Origin of the sequence: Grimontia sedimenti (assembly GCF_011045095.1) — a bacterium.
GTDB classification, from domain to species: domain Bacteria; phylum Pseudomonadota; class Gammaproteobacteria; order Enterobacterales; family Vibrionaceae; genus Enterovibrio; species Enterovibrio sedimenti.
Window position 1 is genome coordinate 15,595 of sequence record NZ_JAALDL010000006.1, and the last position, 21,553, is coordinate 37,147.

Consider the following 21,553-nt stretch of genomic DNA (forward strand, 5'->3'; position numbering starts at 1 on the left):
TTAAGTGCCAATCTTACTGCCAGCATCGCGTTCAAAATGCGTTGGGTTGACCGCTCCAGGTCAGTAGCACGGATTGTGTGTGAAGGAAGGTTTGCGGGATATTGTGGTTTACCACAATAGTGCGAAATATTTGATCTAAAGCAACATTATTCATAGGGTTTTATAAGGTAAAATGCGTGCCACTATCATTCCCGACGTGTGCCACTCACTTGCCCGGTTACCTACAACGTTTAACCCCATTATTGGGTATTAAAGCGGTTTTCCTTTATATCGTTAGCATGTGCTGCCTTTGTGTTTGTCCTGCACAAGCCGGCGTCCTTCAACATTATGATGTCGGTGTGTTAGCGCTTCGTGGTGATCAGCATGCTGAGCAATCCTGGCAGCCGACACTGGATTGGCTGGAAGAAACTATTCCGAATACCGAGTTCACCCTTCATACCTACGACTTTGAAGAGTTGGATCAGGCATTCGAGCACAATCAGTTGGATTTCCTGCTGACCAGTCCGGGACAGGCCACGCGAATTGCACGGCAATATCCCCTAAACTGGCTCGCCACCCAGAAGACCCCATACAGCAGTAACCTCACCCACTCCATTGCTTCTGTTGCTGTGGTGCGCAGCGACTCGCCTTACCTTGCCCTTCGTGACATTGAATATGCGCGCGTTGGTGCCGTTTCCGAAAAAGCGTTTGGCGGCTTTCTGGCGCTCCGCTATGAAATTGAAAAACGTAATGTGTTTGGCAGTAGCTTCTTTAAGCGGGTGAAATTCTATGGCCCACCAACAGATAACATTTTGCTGAGTGTGATTGACAACGATTTGGATGTCGCTGTGCTGCCCGCCTGTACGCTGGAAAGCATGATTAAGGAAGGACGCATTGAGCGGCATAAAGTGCGTGTGCTTGAAGGCAAGCGTCCGAATGACTCGATCTGTACGGTGACCACCCCGCTCTATCCGAATTGGACCTTTGCCAAAACCGACCGCGCTTCTGACAGCATCGGCAAGTTGGTCACCCAATCACTGCTTTCGATGCATGAGAGTGCTTACGCCGCAGAGGCTGCGGGTAATGTCGGCTGGACGCTGCCAGCAAGCCCGGTCAAAGTCGACCATGTGCTGCATCAACTCGATATGCACCCCTTACAGCGCACCTGGCAGGAAGGATTCCTGAAATGGCTGGATCGTAATCAGGTGCTCGCCTTTGCCACCTTCGTCGTTTTCATGCTGATGAACATCTATCACTTCTGGTTGGAATATCGCTTTAAACGCAGTAAAGATGACCTCAAGAAGACCCTCTACGAACTCAAAGAGAGAAATGAACAACTGGAACATGCCCAGCGCACCATGATTGTCAGCGAGCTTGGCAGCAGCATTGCGCATGAGATTAACCAGCCGCTGTCGACCATCAAAAACTACTCCGAAGGTCTGCAACGTCGCCTTGCGCAGGGCATGACACCAGATGAACTTACCCCTTTCTTGGGCAAGATCCAGCAACAGGTTACTGTAGCGAGCGGTATCATCCAACGCCTGCGCGGCTTGATAAAACAGACACCGACAGACTATGTCACCTGCGATCCGATCTTCTTCATTAAAGAGTCGATATCGCTGATTGAATACGATTTCCAGGCGCAAAAAATAGCGCTAAACCTGATCGTTGAAGGCGAGCCACTCCAAGGCGAATTTGATGTCATTGGCATGCAGCAAGTGATGATCAATCTTCTGAAAAACGCCAAAGATGCCTGTATGGCCAGTCTGGATTACGAAATCTCACCCACCGTCACTATCGAGCTTTTGTATGGCACCCATGAGGTAGTTATCCGCGTTCAGGACAACGGCATTGGCCTTGCAGCAAGCGAAACCGAAGTGAAAAAGCCTTTCTATACCACCAAAGAGGATGGCTTGGGCCTTGGTTTACCTATCTGCCGTGAAGTCGTCGAAGCCCATCGCGGACATTTTATTATTCAGGCTGCACGCCCGGTTGGCTGTGAAGTCACTGTGGTGCTGCCAATCAAACGAGAACAAGAATAAATGAACAAAGGCCCGGTATTTATTGTTGATGATGAAGATGCAGTCCGTGAGTCACTGGTCTTTATGTTGGAAAGCTATGGCTTGGCGCTGAAAGATTTCGCCTCTGGCCCTGCGTTTTTGGAAAGCGTCGATATATCAGAGCCGGGTTGCATCGTGCTGGATAGCCGGATGCCAGAAATGCGTGGTCAGGAGCTACAGCAGATCCTCAACGATGCGCAAAGCCCACTCTCTATCATCTTCCTGACAGGTCACGGCGATGTACCTATGGCGGTTGATGCACTCAAAGACGGTGCGGTCGATTTCTTCCAAAAACCGGTGGACGGTGATCGCTTGGTGGCAGCGATTGAAAAGGCCCTCACCCACTCTTTCCAGCGTGTTGGTCATGTTTGTGTTGAGAAGAAATACAACAGCCTGACTGACCGTGAAAAAGAAGTGCTTAAGGAAGTGCTGAAAGGCCAAACCAACCAACAGATGTCCAAAACCCTGTGTGTCTCGCTGCGCACCATAGAAGTTCACCGCGCAAACATGATGAAGAAGTTTGATGCAAGTAATGTGGCAGATTTAGTTCTGCGGTTAAGTATCTTGATTCAGCAAGGGAAAATCTAGTCCACCACAAAAGGCGAAGTGCAGAATCGCGGGGGAATGCGAAACTGCACTTCAGGGGGAACCTATTGGCATTTAAATGCCGTTTGATTCGTTTTAATTAGAGAGCGCGATTTTCATCTGCTCGGCAACTTTGTCGACTTTGCCCAACCCGACGACCACTTGAAGGCCACCTTTACCGATTGGAATCACACCTGCCGCGCCAAGTTGTTTCAGTTTCTCGCTGTCAGCCAGTCCAGAGTCTTTCACTGTCAGGCGAAGACGGGTGACACAGTTGTCGACTTCCAGGATATTCCCTGCACCGCCAATGGCTGCAATGTAGTCGTTAGTCAGTTGGCCAATTTCTTCCTTCGTTTCTTCTTTTGAAGCACCTTCTCCACGGCCCGGCGTTTTCAGGTTGAACTTCAGAATCGCAAAGCGGAAGGTGAAGTAGTACACCGCAAAGAACACCAGACCTTGAGCAATCAACATGTACCACTGGGTCGCAAGAGGGTTCTGGCTAGACAGTACGAAGTCTACAAAACCTGCTGAGAAACCAAACCCTGCCATCCATTCCATGCTTGCCGCGATGTAGAGCGAGATACCCGTCAGTACAGCGTGAATGAAGTAAAGTGCCGGTGCCAGGAACATGAAGCTGAACTCAAGCGGCTCTGTGATACCTGTGAAGAATGACGCCATGGCTGCTGCAATCATGATAGAGAATGTCGCGCCTTTGTTTTCCGCATCTGCACAGTGGTACATCGCCAGAGCTGCTGCCGGTAGGCCGAACATCATGATTGGGAAGAAGCCCGCTTGATACATACCTGTTTTACCGGGGATCGCCGTGCCGTCAGCAATAGATTGCGCGCCACCCAGGAAGTTAGGGATATCGTTAATGCCGACTACATCAAACCAGAAAACTGGGTACAGCGCGTGGTGCATGCCGATGGTCAGTGTCAGGCGGTTAAAGAAGCCGAATAAGCCCGCACCCACTGCATCCAACGCCACAAGATGGTTACCGAAAACAACCAGTGCGTTGTAAACCATAGGCCAGACATAAAGCAGCACAAACGCAATCGCCATACCTGCAATGGAGGTCAGGATAGGAACCAGACGTTTACCGCTGAAAAACGCCAGTGCTTTTGGCAGTTCAACCGTGTGGTAGCGGTTGTAGATCTCCGCTGAGATAATACCGACCAAAATACCAATGAACTGGTTGTTGATCTTACCGAAGGCATCCGGCACTTCACTGGCTGTTACGCCCATCAATTGGCTTACAGCACCAGGAGAAAGGAGTGTCGTAACGACCATAAAACAGATAAAGCCTGCCATGGCTGCAGCGCCGTTTTTATCTTTACTTAATCCGAACGCGACACCGATGGCGAACAGCACAGCCATGTTGTCGATGATAGCGCCACCGGATTTGATTAACAGCGCCGCCATGACGCTTTCTGAACCCCAACCCACCGGATCAATCCAGTACCCGACGCCCATTAAAATTGCTGCGGCAGGCAGAGTGGCAACGGGTACCATCAATGCCTTACCGACTTTTTGCATATATCCCAAGATATTCATCTAAGCCCCCAAGCTTTATTCAATAAAATTCTTAATCCCCCGCATGATTGTGATGCTGTCGTTATTGGCTTGTTTTCGCTGCTTCACAATCAGTGCTTTAGGCCTATTTGACGATTAAACCCGCTTGCAAACAAACCAATCCGACGCCATCATGAATTAATATTTTTAATGCATAAGAGCGATAACAGAAAAACAATGGCGAACCTTCAATCCCTGCTCGGCAATCTCCATACCTTCAATGTGGCTGCAAGAACCTTGAGCTTTACCGAAGCAGCAAAACTTCTGCACTTAACGCAAGGCGCTGTCAGCCATCGCATCAAGGTTTTGGAGCAGGAACTGGGGTTCAATTTGTTTGTTCGCGGAACACGAAAGCTGACGCTGACAGAGGAAGGGAGACGGTTTCAAGGCACACTGGCGAGCTCACTGAACAGCATTTTCAGTGAAATTGATGATATCCGGCATACGGAACTGAGCGGCGATTTGACCATTGCAACTTCACCCGGAATTGCCTACGAATGGCTTATTCCAAGACTGGCAGATTTCAAAGCCAAGTACCCTAAATTCAATTTGAAGGTGATGACGCAAGAGCTCGAACTGGACTTCGAGACCAACGATATTGATGTGGCGCTTTACTACGGGGCATCAGAAAGAGCCGATGTCTACCGCATTCAAATGTTTGATGAGCGTTATGTGCCTGTCTGCACACCGACATACGCCAAAGAGAACCATCTCTTTGAGGATGGAATGAATTCCCTTTCCCGAGTGAATTTCCTCTACGCAGCCACATCGACAGTCTGGTCTCGATGGGCAAAGCACCACAAAGTGGATATCGACATCGCCAAGCAATGTTGCATTTTCACGCATCAAGACATGGCTGTGTTCAGCGCAAGAAAAGGATTGGGGGTCGCAATGGGTAGATACCGATTCGTCAAAGACGCACTGGAAAGTGGCGAACTGGTTTCTCCTTATCCCGGAATGGAGACCCACAAAACCCATGATCTACTCTGCCCGCTTGGCTCAGAGAAAAGACCCAAGGTGCGGACATTCATTAATTGGGTGACGGGTCAAATTGGCCAACCGAACTAACAAGAGCTCATATATTAGGAATAAAATCACGATCGAGTGCGTCCTCGATCGTGTTCTAGGACGCGTCAACACTGGTCTCCGCACATACTGGCTCCAATTCCATGATTTAAGGAGCCACAAGGTGAAACATATTTATTTACTCGTTATCTTATTAACGTTCGTCCTAAATTCTGCCTTTGCAGCCAATGTGGGGTTTGAGCAATTCTCGCTTGAAGATGACGCATCAAGACCACTGAATGTTTCCATCTGGTACCCAACATTTCAAACGTCACCGAAAACCGTGATTGCCGAAAATCCCGCTTTTGTTGGTACTGAAGTGATCAAAGCAGCAACGCTGGATGCGAAAAAAGCGCCTGTTGTTTTGCTCTCTCATGGCTATCGTGGAAGCTGGCGAAATCTCAATTGGCTGGCGACTGAGCTTGCTAAACGTGGTTACGTGGTGGCCGCGACTGATCACCCCGGTACAACAACTTTTGACCAATCTCCATCTCAAGCCGCGCAATGGTGGCAAAGACCAAGAGATATTTCCCGCTTGCTAAGTTTTCTGCTGACTGACTCAAAGTGGAGTAATGCTTTGGACGCGGATAACATTTCCGCTATCGGCCACTCTTTGGGGGGATGGACGGTGATGCAGTTGGCAGGCGTTGAAATTGATAGAAACGAATTGAAAAAACAATGCCAGCTCATTTTCAATCCAAGAACGTGCGGACTGGCAAAGGAGTTGGGGCTTGATGAGGTTCAGCCAAAGGAGCCCGAAACCAATTCGCTTAAAGATACACGTATCAAACGTGTTGTCAGTTTGGACTTGGGTTTAGCGCGCGGATTTTCTGTTAAGAGTATGACTGAAACGATAACACCGACACTCATTCTCGCTGCAGGCATCGACATAGGCGATTTGCCACAAGCTATGGAGTCAGGCTATTTGGCTGAATATTTACCTTTGTCGACAAGACACTACAAGGTGTATGAGCAAGCCACCCATTTCAGTTTCATGCAGCGTTGTAAGGCAGGTGCTATCGACTTGCTGGAACAGGAATACAAGGGCGATGGCATTATCTGTAAGGATGGATTCGGCACCCAGCGTGAAGCACTGCATGCCGACATGTTGGAGGATATCCTTTGGTTCCTTGAGTAACTACTAACACAGGAATTAAAGGGTGCCGCTTCGGAATTCGCTGGGCGTTTTATCGGTGATTCGCAAAAACTCTCGGTTGAAATTAGATTTAGTCTGAAATCCCGCTGCAAGATAGATCTCAGTAATCGCCAAGTCGCTGTTTTTAAGCAGAGACTTGGCGTGCTCAATCCGATAGCGGTTGATTGCGCGGGAGATATTCTCCCCACAAACCTGATTCACCGATGAAGAGATTTTTCTCCCCGGGATACCCAGTTTCCTAGCCAGCTTATTCAGTGTCAGATCAGGGTCTTTAAACAACTCCCTTTGCGCCATCATCTCATCCAATTTCGCGACAATCGATTGCGCTTCATCATTGTCGTCAGTGGTGGGTTCAGGTTCGTGCTCCACTTCAGAATTTAAGTCATTTAGAGCCAACTCAGCGTCATTCGGCTCAATCACTTCTGTTTCAGGAGCTTGCTCTTGGGAGGGCACACTTCCGTCAACAATCACCACCAGCATACACATGACAGGTATCAGTATTAGATAGCTGAAGGTCAGAATGAAGCCCGTGTGCTCAGCACCAAACGCGACAAAATCATAGGAGATTGCCCCATCAATGACTGCCGAAAACAGTAACAGTGCACCCGCTACTCTTTCGGAATAACTTGTCTGATTTGTGTCGCTGAGCCTTACCTTGTCTGCTGTACTGAAAGAAAGAGACAGTAACCACACACCATAGACTAGGTACAAAATCACCAGCAATACATCTGTTAGCCCCAACCATAGATATGGGTAACTGGCAGAGGACAATGCCACCAGCCCAGGACCAATCCAGTGAACGTTACTGAGCGGCTTGTTCGAGTGTGCTTGAGAGAAACACCACCACGCCACAACAGGAAGGCACGCGCCTAACATGGGCTGAATTGTGCGGAAGAAACTAATATCCGTCGTCCACCTCAAACCCACGACCGCAGTTGCAGCAGCGCACAGGATCAGAAACCAGAAAGCACGTTTTGACTGGTAATATGAGCGATTGAAAATGATCGCCGCACCGAAAATCAACATCAAAGACGCCACAAATGGCAATGGGATAGAGAGCATTTTTGTCCTTTAAATTGAGCTCGTCATAATGAGAAGGATTCGTTCGTCACCTAAAAGTAATGTGCGATTTCCAGATACCGGTTGCGAATATGTTCGATCAACGCCTTCACCTTGGTCGGAGGCTGGCGGGTAAATGGGTACACTGCGTAAATCCCCAACTTCTTGCCTACCTGTTCAGGAAGGATATCAATCAGTCTTCCTTCCAACAGATCGTGATAAACCAAACAGCGCGGCACATAAGCTATGCCATAACCGCCCAGTGCGGCTTTTCGCAGTGCAGTAGCATTGTCCGTGGAAAAACTGCCAGACACTTTGACGATGTAGTTACCTTTACTCGCCTTGAATTCCCAGTCCGACGCCCCCGTGGTTTGATACGCGTATTGTAGGCAGTTGTGGTCGACCAAAGCTTCCGGTGTGGCAGGTTTACCGTGTTGGGCAATGTATTGCGGCGAAGCGCAAACTATCCATTGTGAATCAAGGAAATGGCGGGCAATTAGGCTGGAGTCTTCAAGATATCCCGTGCGGATAACCAGATCGTAGCCACCTTCAATCAAGTCGACGAATTTGTTGTCGAGCGACATATCGACCGTCAGACCAGGGTTTTGATAACAGAATTCCGCCACGGCATCTGCCAATAGCAAATCGCCGGAAATGGTTGGCACCGACATTTTGATATGACCGCTAATGTTTTCGCCAAACCCCGCGACCGAATCGACCGCTTCCTGGGTAGCCTGTTTGACGTTTTTCGCCCCCTGTAAAAGGGCTTTTCCCGCTTCTGTCAGTGTGAGCTTGCGAGTCGTGCGGTAGAGAAGCTGAACCCCTAATTCTTCTTCTAATCGCGCAACACGTTTACTGACAACGGAGTTTGTCAGGCTGTTTTGCTCGGCAGCTTTACTGAAGCTGCCGAGCTCAACCACTTGGGAAAAGAGAATTAAATCATCGGCGCGCACGACATTTACTCACTCTGAGAAACAATTAAGACCATTATTTCTTTTTCTTAGAGAAAGTAAACGACCACGTTCTAGGATCAGAACAACCGACGCTTGAGGCCTGTTTTTTCAAGTACTCGGGTGGAGATTTCTTCAACCGACAATGAGGTGGTGTTGATATAAGGAATCGCTTCCCGACGAAACAAAGATTCAATCGTTGCGATCTCCTGTTCACACTGCTCGCTGCTGGCGTATTCACTGCCTGAAAGCCGGTTCTGACGGATCTGGGTCAGGCGCTCTGGCTCTATCGTCAATCCAAACAACTTGTGACGCTGGAACTCGAATTCCGGCAATAAACGCAGCATTTTCATGTCTTCCGCGATAAACGGATAGTTCACTACGCGAAGGCCGAATTGCATCGCCATGTAGAGACTGGTCGGGGTTTTACCGCTGCGGGAAACACCCAGCAGAATGATGTCGGCTTTATCCAGGTCTTTTAGAGAAATGCCGTCATCGTGCGCCAAGGTGTATTCAATGGCCGAAATGCGGTCAAAGTAGGTGTCGGAATCCTTGCTGACACTACGGGAACGTTGAAGTTTTGGCTTGGGCTCGATTTGTGTGTCTTCTGCCACACGCTGGACGATACTTTCCAACACATCGTAGAAAAATGCTGGCGCCTGAAGCAGTTGATCACGCATTGCAGGAACGACCATGGAGAAGAAAACCAACGGTTTTACCCCATGTTTATCGTGGGATTGTTGGATCTGTTTGACCAAATCCGCCACTTTGTCTTCAGACTCGACAAAAGGGAAGGTTTTCTCGTTTGGGACAAAGGAAAACTGACCCAAAACAACATGCCCTAATGTCTCGCATGTGATGGCTGTCCCGTCCGAGACATAAAAGACGTCTCGGGTTTGAATTTCTGTAGGCATAAACGGTTAATCTGCTCGCAATTTTTTTATAGGATACAAACATAACAATAACAAAACCCAGCAGGCTATTAACGCGCCCACAGCTTTGGAATTTTGTAATGTTTTGAAGCTTGAGCTTGATGTCTGCATACCCAATAAAAACTGCATAGTTTCTGGAGAAAGACATGCAAAAGAACACCCTCTGGTTCGATACCCTGTCCATGGATGATGTTGACAAGGTCGGCGGCAAAAACGCTTCTCTTGGCGAAATGGTTTCCAACCTCGCCAATGTTGGTGTTTCTGTCCCGAATGGGTTTGCGACCACTTCGTTTGCGTTTAACCAGTTCCTTGATTATGAAGGTCTGGATGATCGTATTCACCAAGTGCTCGATGAACTGGATATTGAAGATGTTGAAGCCCTACGCAACGCCGGTTCCCAAATTCGACAATGGGTACTGGATGCCCCCTTCCCTGCTGATTTAGAGCAGGATATCCGAAACAATTACGAAACGCTGGTAGACGGAAATTCGGAGCTTTCCGTTGCTGTGCGTTCATCTGCGACTGCCGAGGATTTGCCGGATGCCTCCTTTGCCGGTCAGCAGGAAACCTTCCTGAACGTTAAAGGCATTGACGCTGTGCTTGAGGCAACCAAGCACGTCTTCGCCTCATTGTTTAATGACCGCGCCATTTCTTACCGTGTGCATCAAGGCTTTGATCACCGTGGTATCTCTCTGTCAGCAGGCATTCAGCGCATGGTGCGTTCAGACAAAGCTTCATCTGGCGTGATGTTTACGCTGGACACCGAATCAGGCTTTGATCAGGTGGTGTTTATCACTTCTTCTTGGGGTCTTGGTGAAATGGTGGTGCAAGGTGCAGTGAATCCTGATGAGTTCTATGTGCACAAGCCACTGCTGGAGGCGGGTCACCCTGCGGTAGTAAAACGTACTTTCGGCTCTAAGCTGATCAAGATGATTTACGCCGACAGTCAGGTAATTGGTAAGCAGGTTGAAATCATCGACACCTCAGCAGAGGAACAAAGCCAGTTCTCGCTGAACGACGATGAAATAGCAGAGCTTGCCAAGCAAGCGATGATCATCGAGAAGCACTACAAGCGTCCAATGGACATTGAGTGGGCCAAAGACGGCATCGATGGCAAGCTGTATATCGTTCAGGCGCGCCCTGAAACGGTTTGCTCGCAGAAGCAAGGCAACGTGATTGAGCGCTACGAGCTGAGCACCAAAGCCGGTGTCTTGGTGGAAGGCCGCGCTATCGGTCAGCGTATCGGCAACGGTAGTGTTCGTATTGTGAAATCACTGGATGAAATGTCACTGGTACAGGACGGCGATGTGCTGGTTACTGACATGACTGACCCTGATTGGGAACCGGTGATGAAGAAAGCCTCTGCGATTGTCACCAACCGCGGCGGCCGTACCTGTCACGCGGCAATTATCGCCCGTGAACTTGGCATTCCAGCCATCGTCGGTTGTGGCGACGCCACCAGCAAACTGAGTGATGGTGCGGAAGTGACTATCTCTTGTGCAGAAGGCGAAACTGGTTACGTTTACGAAGGTAAACTCGACTTTGCGGTCAGTCAAACTGCAGTAGACGAACTGCCAATGCTGCCGACCAAAGTGATGATGAACGTGGGTAACCCTGATCGTGCGTTCGATTTCGCCCAAATTCCGAACGAAGGCGTCGGTCTTGCCCGTCTGGAATTCATCATCAACAAGATGATTGGTATTCACCCGAAAGCACTGCTGAACTTTGACGCACAAAGCGACGAGCTGAAAGCGACTATCAATGAGCGCATTCGCGGTTATAAAGATCCGGTCGATTTCTACGTCAGCAAACTGACCGAAGGGATCGCGACCATTGGTGCCGCTTTCTGGCCGAAGCGCGTCATCGTGCGTATGTCAGACTTCAAATCGAACGAATACAGCAACCTGATTGGTGGCAGCGAGTTCGAACCCCATGAAGAAAATCCAATGTTAGGCTTCCGTGGTGCTTCACGTTACATTTCGCCAGTGTTTGAAGATTGCTTCGAATTGGAAACTCAGGCGATCAAACGCGTGCGTGACGAGATGGGTCTGAAGAACGTTGAAATCATGATCCCATTCGTTCGTACTACAGGTGAAGCGGCAGAAGTGAATGACCTTCTGGCGAAACACAACCTGCGCCGTGGTGAGCAGGGTCTGAAAGTCATCATGATGTGTGAACTGCCATCCAATGCGGTATTGGCAGAAGATTTCCTGAAGTACTTTGATGGCTTCTCCATTGGTTCAAACGACATGACCCAGCTGACGCTGGGCCTTGACCGTGATTCCGGTGATGTCGCGCATCTGTTTGATGAACGTAACCCAGCGGTGAAAGCCATGCTGAAGATGGCGATTGATGCAGCCACCAAAGCAGGTAAATACGTCGGTATCTGTGGGCAGGGGCCTTCGGATCACGATGACTTGGCGCAATGGCTGATGGATCAGGGCATCAGCTCTGTTTCACTCAACCCGGACACCGTGGTTGATACCTGGATGAAACTTGGCAAGGTTGCTAACAAGTCCTGATTCATCGACTGAATGAATGTGAAGTCCCGCAGCGCGAAAATGCTGCGGGATTTTTTATTTTTAAATACAAAGATCTAGAATATTGTGCATTCCAATCTATTTTCTTGCACATTTTTCTCCCACCACCAATCAGATTAATTAGAACACGATGTAATTTGCTGTGTTTTTACGTGAACTCAGACGCGTTTACATCCCGAAAATTGATTAATGGCACAGCTAATATGATGCACATCAATATCACCACTCTCTTCACTCCAAATAATTAACAGCAATTAAGCTTTAACTCATCGGAGTGAATATGAGTCAAGAACAAGGACGTGATTACGCCTCTCAGCGGAAGCAATCCTATGAATTTACTTCCCGCACTGAATACCTCGAACATGAATTAAATATTGCCAATTACAAACGCTGGAAACTCCATCTTCCTTACCGTGATTTTGGTATTGAAATAGAAGACTGGGTGCCAGCTATTGCGGCGACCATTGGCAAAGTCGTGATGGTGACAGCTATGGTTGCCGCCTTCGCTGCGCAGTTCGGTTTATCCCCTGAGTTTGTTGCTGAGAACGTGCGTTTCGAACTCCTTATTGCAGGTCTGCTGTTCGCAATTTTCTTCTCTGCCATGTTTAACCCGCTCACCAATCTTGCAGGTACGCATGGCCCGATGATCCCTCTCATTCCTCTGATTGCTGCGGCAGGTGGTCACCCGCTCGCTCTGGGGATAATGGTAGGCGTGTTTGGTTTAATACTCAGCGCATCCAAAGGCGGCTCCAAGCTTGTGAAGCTCACCGGTGAAGGGGTACGGGGCGGCCTGTTGATTTACCTCGGTGCTGTCGGCCTGATTGGTCAGCTGACGGCATTTGAATCCTGGTCTGCTTCAACTGGACTGAGCCATGTTTCCTTTGTTGTGATTCTCGCGACCATCGTGATTTACGCCTACCTTGCCAAGATTGAAAAACGTTGGCTGGCTATTCCTCTGTGTTCTGCGGTCGCAGGTATCATCGCCTTCACCATGGGCGCGCCTTTTGAGTTCACCACTGAACCTGGCCTGCCAAACATGAGTCCTTTCTACTGGTGGGGCGAAGACACTGGTTGGCAACTAGGCTGGCCAAGCCTTGAGCACTACATTGCGGTGATCCCGTTTGCCGTACTGGCGGTTGCCATGTGGTCACCGGATTTCCTTGGACACCGTGTGTTCCAGGAACTGAATTACCCGAAAACCGCCAAAGGTGCGTTGATGAATGTGGACGACACCATGACGGTTTGTTCAGTACGTCAGATTGTTGGTGCCGGCCTTGGCGGTGGTAACCTCGCCTCTTCTTGGGGCACCTATATGATTCCGGCGGCGATTGCCAAACGCCCTATTCCCGGTGGCGCGCTGTTAACCGGTGTACTGTGTATTGCGGCTGCGGTGATCGGCTACCCGATGGACTTGGCCATGTGGGAACCTGTGCTTCGTGTTGCTTTGCTGGTTGGTGTATTCCTGCCATTGCTGGAAGCGGGCATGCAAATGGTGAAAAATGCCCGTAACTCCCAAAGTGCCGGTATCTGTATGTTTGCGTGTGCGCTGGTGAACCCGGTATTTGGCTGGGCATTGACCATGCTTTTGGATAACACAGGTCTGATTGGCAACAAAGAACGCGCTGCGTCTCTCGGCCGCACAGACCGTCTCGGCATTCCACTCACGGCATTGATTGTCTGTGTGGGCGCGCTCGGTGTTGTAGGAGAGCTCCCTGGGGTTCCTGCCCTGCTGTAAGTGAAAGATGTAATGTAACTTTGCCCAATATCAGTCGGGCGTTTATATACTTTTGCCACCCAATCGGGTGGCTTTTTTTATTTCTGCCACTCAGGAATAAAAGCCGTTGGAAAATATGACACTTTGTATCTAAATGTTTCCCAATCAGAAAGTTAGAGCAATCACTTCGGAATATTCACCTTAAATCACCGAACAGTATAATTATCTTTATATATAATCTCACACAGATAGATCGCCAATAATAACCATATAACCCGTGATATTAATTCACATATGACGATAGAGTAATTTTACTCTTGCATCATTGACTGGTTATTCACTTGTTATCTTTCCATTCAGGTGTTTATTTAGACCTCAAAATTGTTTCAACCCAACTCAAAACCAAACATTGATCGAAGTTATTCATTTGTGGAAATTTGGATTTAGAAGAATCTCCCAATCTAGCCCATACATCCGCCATAAAATGCATATCAAGCCAACCCAACGATAACTCATTGTATTGTAGGCATTTAAATACAACTCCCTTCTGTGTTAGCAAATCTGTACGCCTAAAAATCAATGCATTGATGGCATAAATGAATCAGCTATCTGTGCAGTTTCGTCGAATTCAGAGTTTGTAAGAAAATATGTCGTTCTGCGCGGTTGATGTAAATCAACTGTTGCCAATCATTCAGTCAGTAACGTGTCAGGTATCTTGATTCAATAAGGATATCGATATGAAAAACCGCTGGCTTATCGCCGCTTCTGCCGTGGGTATCCATGGCTCTATCGGCTCAGTGTATGCATGGAGTGTATTTAACCTTCCTCTCGAACAAACCTTTGGCTGGGACAGATCTGCCGTTGCGAGCACCTTCAGTTTAGCTATTTTCTTTTTGGGGCTTTCAGCAGCGATTATGGGTCACTTCGTTGAGAAGCATGGTCCACGCAGAGCCGGTTTACTGGCAGCCACCTTCTGGGGGGCAGGATTGCTGATTGCCGGCTTCGGTACCTCGGTCGGCAACATCTATCTACTCTGGCTCGGTTACGGCGTATTCGGCGGCATCGGGCTTGGGATTGGCTACATCACACCTGTCTCCACGCTGGTGAAATGGTTCCCTGATAGACGCGGCTTTGCCACTGGCCTTGCGATTATGGGCTTCGGGTTTGGTGCCATGATTGGCGGCCCGGTGTTTGGTTACCTGATGGAAAACTTCTCCATCCCTTTCACTTTCTACGCTTCTGGTATCGCCTATATGGCCGTGATGTATCTTTCTGCGTTGTATCTTGAGCGCCCACCTCAAGGTTGGATGCCTGATGGCATGAAAGAAGCCGTCGCTTCCGGCGCACAAAAAATCACACAGGACCTGACCCAGCAAACCGCCAATGAGGCGGCGAAGACGGCACCGTTCTATTGGCTCTGGATCATGATGTTCATCAACATCTCCTGCGGTATTGGTGTGATTTACTCTGCTTCTCCCCTCGCTCAGGAAACCATTGGGCTTTCCCCCACCGAAGCGGCTGCCGTCGTCGGTTTGATGGCTGTTTTTAACGGGATAGGACGTTTAGGTTGGGCAACACTCTCAGACTCCTTGGGACGCGCGAACACTTACATTGCGTTCTTTGTGCTGCAGATTGCGCTGTTTGCAGTATTGCCGAATATCGGCAGTGTGTTGATGTTCCAGGTAGTGCTGTTCACCATCATGACCTGTTACGGCGGCGGCTTTGCAACCTTGCCGGCATTTATTGGTGACTTGTTCGGTACCAAACAACTAGGCGCGATCCACGGCTACATCCTCACGGCTTGGGCTGCTGCCGGTTTGGTTGGTCCGCAAATCGCCGCTTATCTGCGTTCAGTCACTGGCAGTTATGAGCTCACCCTTTATATCTTTGGTGGGGCATTCGTGGTGGCGCTGGGCGTGGCATTTATGATGAAGGCTTACATCACCAAAGCGCGAGGAAGACTGGAAGCGGTAACAGCGTAACTGGCTAAACCGCGACGCACCTAAAAAAAGCCCCCGCTGTGATGCGGGGGACTTTGTTGCCGTGTGGCTTGCTTTCAGACCTTATTGCATTGAAATCTTTTTCGTTTTAAACCTTAAACTGACCCAGTACGTCGTTCTGGTCAGAGACATTTTGTTTTTGTCCCTCAATCACATCGTGCATTTCATTGACTAACTTGGATACCTCGACCGAAATGTCTTTTGTTGCCTGAGCATTACGGTTCACTTCTTCGCACACAATGCTTTGCTCTTCTGCCGCGGAAGCAATTTGATAAATCATGTCGGTGATTTGAGCGACTGCCTGACGGATAGATTGCAGTTCTGTATCCGCATCTTTTGAGTGTTCTAAGGTTTGCCCCACTTCCTGTTGGCTGGACTCCATGACCTCCAGCGCTTTTCTGGCGCCACTTTGTAGGGTTTCGATCATGCTGCCGATCTCTTCAGTCGACTGTTGGGTTTTCTGCGCCAGCTTTCTCACTTCATCCGCCACCACTGCGAACCCACGGCCACTGTCTCCAGCGCGTGCTGCTTCAATTGCCGCATTCAAGGCTAACAGGTTGGTTTGCTCTGCGATGTCTGTAATCACACTAAGCACGGAATCAATACCTAATGCAGAAGTGTTTAGATCAGACACTACTGTTACTGCTTGCTCTACCTGGTTTGACAGTGCCGCGGTAGAACGCGCTGAGCTTTCTACTAATTGGGCACTGCGGTCAACATTAGTACTGGCACTTTGAGCAGATTCAGAAGCCAGCTGGGAGTGATTAGCCACTTCTTTAGCGCTTACCGACATTTGATTGATCGCTGTGGCTAACTGATCGACCTCATTCATTTGCGTTTCAATCTGCGCTCTGGCTTCTGAAGCACTCAATGTTGACGCTTCCATGCCAGAACCCACTTTATCTCCTAATGATTTTGTCTTGGAGATCATGGCCCCCAGTTGCTGCATTAGCGTATTCACACTCATGGCAACATTGCCGATTTCATCTTTACTCGTGACCTCTAAATGCTTGGTCAGATCGCCGTCTCCCTGAGTGAGCTCTTCAATTTTCTGCTGAAGTCCAATAATAGGTCGGAACAGTCGCTGCAAAACAAACACCAACACAGCAATCGATATGAAAAGCAAAGCGACTGACACCCAGAGCATGCGCTGGATTAACGTATCGAGAGACTGATAAGCCGTGTTTTGATCCACACTGACCACGTAGTACCAAGATTTCCCAAACCCAAGTCCTATTTGGTTGTGGTACGCCGTTCTGGTTTTTCCGCTACTTTGGTAGTCAAAGTAGCCATAGCCTGGCGCTAAAAGCTCACCCTGATAGTTGGCGAGTTCTGGAATCGAACTGATTGTCGTTTCACCCGGTTTGCTTTTCTGGCTGGACGACGCGATGACCACACCTCTCTCATCAAACAATGACGCAATACCACTCTCCGGCAAGCCGTTACCTATGTGCTTCCCAATGATATCGAGCGTGAGATCAGCAAGAAGTACGCCTTTTAACGTATTTCCCTCGTAGAAAGGCTCAGCAATACTCACCATCAATTTTTTCGTTGTCGCACCGGTATAAATATCTGTAATGATAGTGCTACGTTTCTCTTTTGCCGCTTTATACCAACCTCGCCCACGAGGATCGTAGGCGTTAGAGTCGTATTTCCCGGAGTTAGAGCTGTACGCGCTGCCGTTTTCATACCCGACGATAATGGCGAAAACCTGGGAAGATTTTTTAATTTGATTTGTGGCTACTAAGATCTGTTCATCAGACAAAGGCTCGGAAAAATAAGGAGCATTTTTTGGAGTGAAACAGACACACGGTTGATCCAACGTTCTACAGCATCGCCCGCAGCATCGACACGAATTGATATACTTTCATCAATGCTTTCAGTCTTTTCTTCACTCAGGAAATAATAGGAAAGGTAACTTGAAATACTTAGCGACAAGGTAAGCAGAACGGCAGATATTGCAATAACTCTTTGTTTGAACCCTAGGTTTTTGAATCTCAACATCACCCCAAATCCCTACTTCTTCAGGCAACATGGCCAATAAAGTCTTTTTTCTTCATGAGATTAAAAGCAGGACCGCAAAACCGCTTTATTCATGCATCTAAGAAAGATTGCCAGACACCGAACTACCTTCTGTGTCATTAGATATAAGCATGACACAATATAAAAACGCAATTCGCCATATTGATAATTATTTTAATATTGATACATATTTTCATTACATAACAATACTTACGGAACAAACATCATTTATTCAAGTGCAAACAATCAGAGGCTTAAGCTGGATTTTTCAGGGATTTGAATGGCAAGGGGTTGATATTTAAAAGCTTAATTTTCTAATGACAAATAACCCGAATGAAAGTCACAAAATAGGGGTATACGCAAACAACCTGAAGATGCCGGATTCAGCGAGATTGACCGGCGTTGTGATCGCGGCGTTCCTTTGCAGGTGTTGCCATCTCCATCAAAAAGGAACAACAAAGAGCACGGCGCTAGTCAACTCGCCCGAAGGGAGGGCCTCAATGCGCCCACATCTTCGTTAAATTCCACGGAAATAGAACGACTATTCCTCGCGAAATTTGCCTCGAATTGAACGCATTGATGACCTCTGAATGTGAGCATCTTCAGGTCGTTTGGGTATATATAAAAAAGCCCGCTGATTTAAGCGGGCTTTATCGTTTATCTCTTGGTTACAGTCAGTTTAATAGCCGTTCGGGTTCTTTGACTGCCAGCGCCAGGTATCTTCTACCATGTCATTTAGGGTATGAGTCGCTTTCCAGCCCAGATCTTGCTGCGCTTTGGCAGGGTCTGCCCAACACTCTGCAATATCACCTGGGCGACGCGGTGCGATTTGGTAAGCAATTTCTTTACCGCATGCTTCACCGAACGCTGCAACCATTTCCAACACGCTCTTACCGTCGCCGGTTCCAAGGTTGTAGATGTGTAGGCCCGATTTCTTGCCGACTTTATCAAGCGCAGCAAGGTGACCTTCCGCCAAGTCAACAACGTGGATGTAGTCACGTACACCACTGCCGTCACGGGTTGGGTAATCATCACCAAACACAGACAGGAATTCACGGCGACCAACGGCTACTTGTGAAATAAAAGGCATCAGGTTGTTTGGAATACCCTGTGGGTCTTCACCCATCTCGCCAGATTTGTGCGAGCCGACAGGGTTGAAATAGCGAAGCAGGGTAATGCTCCAATCTGGGTTCGCTTTCTGGAAGTCAGTCAGACACTCTTCCACCATCAGCTTACTGCGGCCATAAGGGTTGGTTGCTGACGTTGGGAAATCTTCACGGATTGGTACAGAAGCCGGGTCACCATAAACGGTTGCCGACGAGCTGAAGATCAGCGAGTGAACGCCTGCATCACGCATCGCATCCACCAGCACCAGAGTACCATTAACATTGTTGTCGTAGTATTCCAGCGGCTTCTCAACCGACTCACCCACCGCTTTCAAGCCAGCAAAGTGGATGACTGCATCAATGTTTTCTTTTTCAAACACTGAGGCCAGAAACGCTTTGTCGCGGATATCACCCTGATAAAAAGTCGGCTTTTTGCCCGTCAGTTTTTCAATGCGTTCAAGCACCGCAAGTTTACTGTTGTGAAGGTTGTCGAGAAGGATAGGATTTAGGCCTGCTTCAATCATCTGAACACAGGTGTGACTGCCAATGTAGCCAACGCCGCCAGTTACGAGTACGTTCATGTCAAATCTCAATTGGGTTGTGATTTTAGATTCCGTGTCTACGTTCAATTCAAGCACGGATTTGTTATGGCGACCACTATACCTGAGCATGTCAGAAGTGCCAGTTACATACATCGAATCGCATAAAAACCACAGTGTTAGGCGCAAATTCGAATAACTGGCTCGAATTTGAAAAGGTAATTTTGTCGTTTTACAGGATTTCTCTCTGGTGGTTTTACAACAAAAAGCCGCTGATATAGCAGCGGCTTCAGACTTGAAATAAACCTACCTTACAGATTCATTCATTGCTTGCTGGAATATCAGTGCACTTTCACACACTTCACCATCTGCATGGTTGTGACCCAAGTGCTCGCTGCTTGAAGGAATCCGGCTCAGCAATCTCAACACATTCTGATTGTTTTCAGTCGCTTTTAAACCTGCGTTCGCAACCTCAATGTTGGCCGTATGCCCTCGATACACCGTCGCCGCTACGTTGATATCTCTAATTTCCTTAGGATCGACTTTGTAAGGACTTTCATCAAGTACAGTAAAGTCAGCATATTTGCCGATGTCTAAGCTACCTACATCACCTTCCAAACGCGCCGTGTATGCCGCATCAATCGTGATGGCACGCATAGCTTCATCAACAGTGATTCGCTCTTCTGGCCCCATCACCGTTTCGCCAGACAAACCAATGCGATTGACGGCTGCCCAAACAAGAGCAAGTGGCTGAGCCGGTGCCATTGGCGCATCGGAATGCATGGATAACTTTCCTCCGGCATCAATAAATGAGCGCCCTCTCGCCATAACCTCCGCCCTTTCTTTACCTACACCTTCTTCGCTATACCGCTCAGCAAGAAGATGGGTGTAGTAAGGATTCACACTGAAGTTTGAACCAGTTGCTACCGCACGAGGAATATCTTCCTTATCAGTGATACCCAAATGGTGGAAACTGGTTCTATGGTCATCACGAGGCTTTTCTTTACTGAGCTTTTCTACAATATTGATCGCAGATTCAAAGCCCATATCTCCATTCGCATGCACGACAATCGTGTAATCGTCATTCCAATAAGGTCGCATACTGGCCTCTAGATCTTCTGGCGTTTGAAGCCACTCTCCCTCATGGCCATCAAGGTAGCCATCTTTCAGTTGCATCAACTGGCTAAACATCGCGCCATCAGAAAACAACTTCACGAATTTTGGCATCCATTGGATTTGTTCTACAGATTCAAACTGATGCAACTGCGCTTCGGCAATCTCTTTTCCTTTTTCAGGATCACCTTCAGCCATCATGTACGTCACATTACCTGCTGGCATCAACCAATAATCCATTGGGAAATGATCATCAAGGAGAATACTCACCATCTGATCATACAAAGCTGGTGTCACAATCACACCAGGGTCAACGGCAGTCGTAATTCCACCAGAATGAACGTAATCACGAGTTCGCTCCATTCCCGTCGCAAAACGACCGGTCTCCATGACAAACTTCATCAAATCAGGAAGAATACGCTTCATGCCATTTTCAAAGGCATGTCCCCGCTCCCAGTCGAGTTGGTCACCACCGGGGCCATCAAACTGCCAGTCTTTTTCTTCCCATCCCAAGTAGCTTAGTGCTGCATCATTAAGGAACAGTTCATGGGCACTTCGATGCCAAACAATGATTGGTCGAGTTTCAGAGACTTCATTGAGCAACGCTTTGCTCATTTCACGGCCATGGAAATAGTTATGGTAACCCCAGGTGATCAAAGGCTCACCCTCTTCCATGCCCGTTTCGATTTCACGTAGACGCTCAAAATATGCCGCATTGCCTTGGACACCTTTCACTTCGCCCCAAGGCAAATTCCAGTCACCTGGAGTAATAAAATCGAAGCCCAGGAAAAAGCCACTCATCCAAAGATGGATATGGGGTTCAACAAACCCAGGGGTAATGACTTTATCTTTAAATTGCTCATCAACTGTTAGATCAGGGTGAGACTCATATTTCTTGAGCAGTACAGCTTGCTCACCAAGGTCCAGTATTTTTCCATTCTGAACGGCAATCGCCGTAACATTCTCACGAACATCTTCAGACATGGTAATGATGTCATCCGACAAAAAAATCGTCACCGGACTTTCCAGCACGGAAGCGGATAGTGAAGCTTGTTCAGGGCCTGTGTCATATTGAGAACAACCTGCTACTGCGGTAATCAAGGCTGACAACAGAGAAACTTTGAGCACCTTTTTCATATCAATACCTTTTGTGAAGAAGTT

At 48.2% G+C, this 21,553-nt stretch carries 14 protein-coding genes; 7 read left to right on the forward strand and 7 right to left on the reverse strand.

Features of this window, described 5'->3' with window-relative positions; translation table 11 throughout:
- Nucleotides 1–176: 176 nt before the first annotated feature.
- On the forward strand, nt 177–2,021 hold the full coding sequence (locus tag G5S52_RS09805; protein WP_368737466.1) for a sensor histidine kinase: 1,845 nt from the start codon (nt 177–179) through the stop codon (nt 2,019–2,021).
- Nucleotides 2,022–2,627 carry a response regulator transcription factor gene (locus tag G5S52_RS09810; protein WP_165013141.1) on the forward strand — a complete coding sequence of 202 codons (606 nt, stop codon included), beginning with the start codon at nt 2,022–2,024 and terminating at the stop codon, nt 2,625–2,627.
- Between the two features lie 93 nt (nt 2,628–2,720).
- Here the strand turns inward: G5S52_RS09810 and nagE are convergent, their stop codons facing one another.
- Entirely contained in the window at nt 2,721–4,178 is a 1,458-nt protein-coding gene (gene nagE, locus G5S52_RS09815) for an N-acetylglucosamine-specific PTS transporter subunit IIBC (protein WP_165013144.1), read from the reverse strand.
- A 195-nt stretch (nt 4,179–4,373) separates the two neighbouring features.
- Between nagE and G5S52_RS09820 the strand changes: the two genes are divergently transcribed.
- Together G5S52_RS09820 and G5S52_RS09825 are read left to right on the forward strand one after the other, a co-directional pair.
- A complete protein-coding gene (locus G5S52_RS09820; RefSeq protein WP_165013146.1) occupies nt 4,374–5,264 on the forward strand; it encodes a LysR substrate-binding domain-containing protein in 891 nt (296 codons plus the stop codon).
- Between the two features lie 121 nt (nt 5,265–5,385).
- The gene (locus G5S52_RS09825; RefSeq protein WP_165013148.1) at nt 5,386–6,399 is read left to right on the forward strand and encodes an alpha/beta hydrolase family protein; all 1,014 of its coding nucleotides are present in this window, start codon (nt 5,386–5,388) and stop codon (nt 6,397–6,399) included.
- 15 nt (nt 6,400–6,414) lie between these two features.
- Here G5S52_RS09825 and G5S52_RS09830 read toward each other — a convergent pair whose 3' ends face one another.
- The 3 genes from G5S52_RS09830 to ppsR all read right to left on the reverse strand — a co-directional run bounded on the left by G5S52_RS09830 (nt 6,415) and on the right by ppsR (nt 9,340).
- Nucleotides 6,415–7,479 (reverse strand): helix-turn-helix domain-containing protein, encoded by a 1,065-nt coding sequence (locus tag G5S52_RS09830; protein WP_165013150.1) that lies wholly within the window; start codon nt 7,477–7,479, stop codon nt 6,415–6,417.
- 50 nt (nt 7,480–7,529) lie between these two features.
- On the reverse strand, nt 7,530–8,429 hold the full coding sequence (locus tag G5S52_RS09835; RefSeq protein WP_165013152.1) for a LysR family transcriptional regulator: 900 nt from the start codon (nt 8,427–8,429) through the stop codon (nt 7,530–7,532).
- Between the two features lie 77 nt (nt 8,430–8,506).
- A complete protein-coding gene (gene ppsR / locus G5S52_RS09840; RefSeq protein WP_165013154.1) occupies nt 8,507–9,340 on the reverse strand; it encodes a posphoenolpyruvate synthetase regulatory kinase/phosphorylase PpsR in 834 nt (277 codons plus the stop codon).
- A gap of 164 nt (nt 9,341–9,504) precedes the next feature.
- Between ppsR and ppsA the strand changes: the two genes are divergently transcribed.
- The 3 genes from ppsA (at nt 9,505) to G5S52_RS09855 (ending at nt 15,594) form a co-directional block, all read left to right on the forward strand.
- On the forward strand, nt 9,505–11,880 hold the full coding sequence (ppsA, locus tag G5S52_RS09845; protein ID WP_165013156.1) for a phosphoenolpyruvate synthase: 2,376 nt from the start codon (nt 9,505–9,507) through the stop codon (nt 11,878–11,880).
- Between the two features lie 298 nt (nt 11,881–12,178).
- Nucleotides 12,179–13,633: a DUF3360 family protein gene (locus tag G5S52_RS09850; protein WP_165013158.1), complete on the forward strand. Its 1,455-nt coding sequence runs from the start codon at nt 12,179–12,181 to the stop codon at nt 13,631–13,633.
- A gap of 716 nt (nt 13,634–14,349) precedes the next feature.
- Complete coding sequence (locus G5S52_RS09855; RefSeq protein WP_165013160.1) at nt 14,350–15,594, forward strand: L-lactate MFS transporter; 1,245 nt, start codon at nt 14,350–14,352, stop codon at nt 15,592–15,594.
- A 106-nt stretch (nt 15,595–15,700) separates the two neighbouring features.
- Here the strand turns inward: G5S52_RS09855 and G5S52_RS09860 are convergent, their stop codons facing one another.
- From G5S52_RS09860 to G5S52_RS09870, 3 genes are all read right to left on the reverse strand, one after another.
- Nucleotides 15,701–17,377 (reverse strand): methyl-accepting chemotaxis protein, encoded by a 1,677-nt coding sequence (locus G5S52_RS09860; RefSeq protein ID WP_165013162.1) that lies wholly within the window; start codon nt 17,375–17,377, stop codon nt 15,701–15,703.
- Between the two features lie 936 nt (nt 17,378–18,313).
- The gene (galE, locus tag G5S52_RS09865) at nt 18,314–19,321 is read right to left on the reverse strand and encodes a UDP-glucose 4-epimerase GalE (protein WP_165013164.1); all 1,008 of its coding nucleotides are present in this window, start codon (nt 19,319–19,321) and stop codon (nt 18,314–18,316) included.
- Between the two features lie 264 nt (nt 19,322–19,585).
- A complete protein-coding gene (locus G5S52_RS09870; RefSeq protein ID WP_165013166.1) occupies nt 19,586–21,529 on the reverse strand; it encodes an amidohydrolase in 1,944 nt (647 codons plus the stop codon).
- Between the last annotated feature and the right edge of the window lie 24 nt (nt 21,530–21,553).

Coding starts and splice junctions, on each gene's coding strand:
- ppsA (WP_165013156.1), top strand. CDS start 9,505: ATGCAAAAGAACACCCTCTGGTTCGATACCCTGTCCATGGATGATGTT.
- nagE (WP_165013144.1), bottom strand. CDS start 4,178: ATGAATATCTTGGGATATATGCAAAAAGTCGGTAAGGCATTGATGGTA.
- ppsR (WP_165013154.1), bottom strand. CDS start 9,340: ATGCCTACAGAAATTCAAACCCGAGACGTCTTTTATGTCTCGGACGGG.
- G5S52_RS09820 (WP_165013146.1), top strand. CDS start 4,374: ATGGCGAACCTTCAATCCCTGCTCGGCAATCTCCATACCTTCAATGTG.
- G5S52_RS09855 (WP_165013160.1), top strand. CDS start 14,350: ATGAAAAACCGCTGGCTTATCGCCGCTTCTGCCGTGGGTATCCATGGC.
- galE (WP_165013164.1), bottom strand. CDS start 19,321: ATGAACGTACTCGTAACTGGCGGCGTTGGCTACATTGGCAGTCACACC.
- G5S52_RS09830 (WP_165013150.1), bottom strand. CDS start 7,479: ATGCTCTCTATCCCATTGCCATTTGTGGCGTCTTTGATGTTGATTTTC.
- G5S52_RS09870 (WP_165013166.1), bottom strand. CDS start 21,529: ATGAAAAAGGTGCTCAAAGTTTCTCTGTTGTCAGCCTTGATTACCGCA.
- G5S52_RS09810 (WP_165013141.1), top strand. CDS start 2,022: ATGAACAAAGGCCCGGTATTTATTGTTGATGATGAAGATGCAGTCCGT.
- G5S52_RS09850 (WP_165013158.1), top strand. CDS start 12,179: ATGAGTCAAGAACAAGGACGTGATTACGCCTCTCAGCGGAAGCAATCC.